The organism is Demequina sp. (assembly GCF_024642165.1).
In the GTDB taxonomy this organism is placed as follows: Bacteria; Actinomycetota; Actinomycetes; order Actinomycetales; family Demequinaceae; genus Demequina.
This window is the reverse complement of sequence record NZ_JAHEBP010000135.1, coordinates 3,059-5,280: the sequence shown is the minus strand read 5'-3', so window position 1 is coordinate 5,280 and position 2,222 is coordinate 3,059. Positions and strand designations below refer to the sequence as shown.

The following is a 2,222-nucleotide window of genomic DNA, read 5'->3' as shown; positions in this document are numbered from 1 at the left end:
GGTTCGACGACGAGGGCAACGAGGTTGCCGTGGTGGTGAACTTCTCCGGGGTCCCACACGAGGGCTACCAGCTGCCGCTGCCCCGCGCGGGCACGTGGGATGAGATCTTCAACACCGACGCCGAGATCTACGGCGGCTCGGGAGTGGGCAACCTGGGCCAGGTCGAGGCCGAGGCTCGGGAACGCCACGGCTTCCCGGCGTTCGCCGAGCTGCGCGTGCCGCCGCTCGGCGTCGTGATCCTGCGGCCGTCGAGCTGATCTGAGACCGCGCATCGTCACCCGGCGGCCGGGTGACGATGCGCGGATTCAGACGATGCGCGGCGTCAGTACAGGGCCGAGGCGAGGGCCTGACGGGCGCGCAACACGCGCGTGTCCGCCGGATCCACCACGTCGAACAGCTCGATAAGCCGCGCCCGCACACTCTCGCGGGCGTCGCCCTCGGTGGCGCGCACCAGGTCGATCAGCCGCGCGAACGCGTCCTCGAGCTGTCCACCGATCACGTCCAGGTCCGCGACGGCCAGCTGCGCGTCCACGTCCGAGGGGTCCGCGGCGGCCGCAGCGCGCACCGCAGCGAGATCGGCGGTGCGGGAGCGAGACATGAGGCGCACCTGCGCGCGCCCCGCGCGGGCGTCCGCATCCTTGGGATTATCGCGAAGCGCGCGATCGTACGTCGCCTCCGCGGACTCCAGATCCCCACGCTCGATCGCGTCGTACGCCTCCTGATGGAGGGGCGGGATCGGGTCTTCGGCAGGGGCAGCGGGCGCCTGTGCGGCGCCGGCGGCTCCGGCCTGACGCGCAACCTCCACCACCTGGCCCATCACCTCGACCAGCTGCTCGCGAGTCGCCGCACCCTGGAACAGCGGCGCGGGGCGCCCCCCGATCAGCGCAACGGCGGCCGGCACGGCCCGGATCTGGAAGGCCTCGGCGATCGCCGGCTGTGCGTCGATGTCGCACGCGGCCGCGACCACGCCCGCGGCACCGGCGACCTCCTCGAGGGTGCGCGCGAGCTCCTCGCTCTGCTGAGACGCGGAGGAGACGAACGCGATCACCACGGGGGTCTGCAGCGACATCTGCGCGAGCTCCTGGAAGCGCGCCTCATCGATGGTCTCGAGCCCGGCGTCCGCACGGCGGGAGCGGGCGGCGAGCGCGGCGAGGTCGACGGCGCCGCGCAGCGGCCCGGTGGTGTCGGTCATGGGTCTCCTACTCGGCGGTGACGCGGATGAGGTGGTGATCGGCGGCGACCACGGCGGGCTTGGCCTCCGGGTCCGCGGGGACATGGAACACCAGGAAGTCGTGATACTGCAAGGCGACGCGGTCCTTGACGGTGCCGTCGACCAGCGGCGCGTAGGCGCTGGGCAGGGAGACCGTCGCCCCGTTCTTCACCGCGATGGTCGACGTGATGGCGATGGGCGCGAACACCAGCGCACCACCGTCCGCGGTCTGCAGGGCGAACGTGTTGTCCATGCTCGGCTGGATGGTGTCAAGGTAGTTGCCTTCGCCCTTCTTGGCGGTCTCCGTCAGCACCTTGCGATTGTCGAAGAGGCGGTCGCGGTACGTGTCCGGCTCGAACTGGTCGGCCAGGTCGCTGCTCGGGCCCTCCCGCAGAAGGTCGAGGTAGTCGGCGACCACCTGCTCCGGCGACACGGGAAGCGCATCGGTGTCGAGCGGCAGTTGGGCCGCGCCGGTGGTGGACCCCGGCATGGCCGGCAGCGTCGCCCCGGGCACCATGTGCGCCCAGTTGACCAGCTGGTAGTCGGACTCGACCGCCTCCTGGACCCAGAAGGCGACCACCGGAGTCGCGTCCGCGGGCTGGGTGGTGACGCCCACCATGACCCGCGGCCACGTGACCTCCGCGCTCGTGTAGACGGCCTGCATCGTGGCGGGGATCTCCTCGATCGCCATCTCGTCACCCGCCCGGCGCTGGCGGTACTCGGCGACGCGAACCCAGCGCGCGAAGCCGGACACGCGCTCGCCCAGCAAGCGGGAATCCAGCTCCGCGTCCGCGGCGGCCAGCTCGTCGAACGTGGCAGGAACGATGCGGTCGATCTGCGACTGCACCACGGCCGCGGCCTCCTGCGCCGGCAGCGCGGTCGCCGGGGTGGGCACGTCGGGGGTGCAGCCGGCGACAACGGCGAGTGACGCTGCCGCCGCCGTCGCTGCGGCGAGGGTTCTCCTCATCATGAGCGCCCCTCCTCGTCGTCTGACCCCGGCGGGTCGGCCTGG

General features: G+C 72.1%; 3 protein-coding genes. 1 reads left to right on the top strand and 2 read right to left on the bottom strand.

Annotation, left to right across the window (positions count from 1 at the left end):
• The coding region (locus tag Q0L54_RS10270; protein WP_296667838.1) for an alpha amylase C-terminal domain-containing protein at positions 1 to 257 on the top strand (257 nt) is incomplete at its 5' end.
• A gap of 65 nt (positions 258 to 322) precedes the next feature.
• Here the strand turns inward: Q0L54_RS10270 and Q0L54_RS10265 are convergent.
• Positions 323 to 1,192 (bottom strand): tetratricopeptide repeat protein, encoded by an 870-nt coding sequence (locus Q0L54_RS10265; RefSeq protein ID WP_296667837.1) that lies wholly within the window; start codon positions 1,190 to 1,192, stop codon positions 323 to 325.
• A 7-nt stretch (positions 1,193 to 1,199) separates the two neighbouring features.
• Positions 1,200 to 2,180 (bottom strand): hypothetical protein, encoded by a 981-nt coding sequence (locus tag Q0L54_RS10260; RefSeq protein ID WP_296667835.1) that lies wholly within the window; start codon positions 2,178 to 2,180, stop codon positions 1,200 to 1,202.
• Between the last annotated feature and the right edge of the window lie 42 nt (positions 2,181 to 2,222).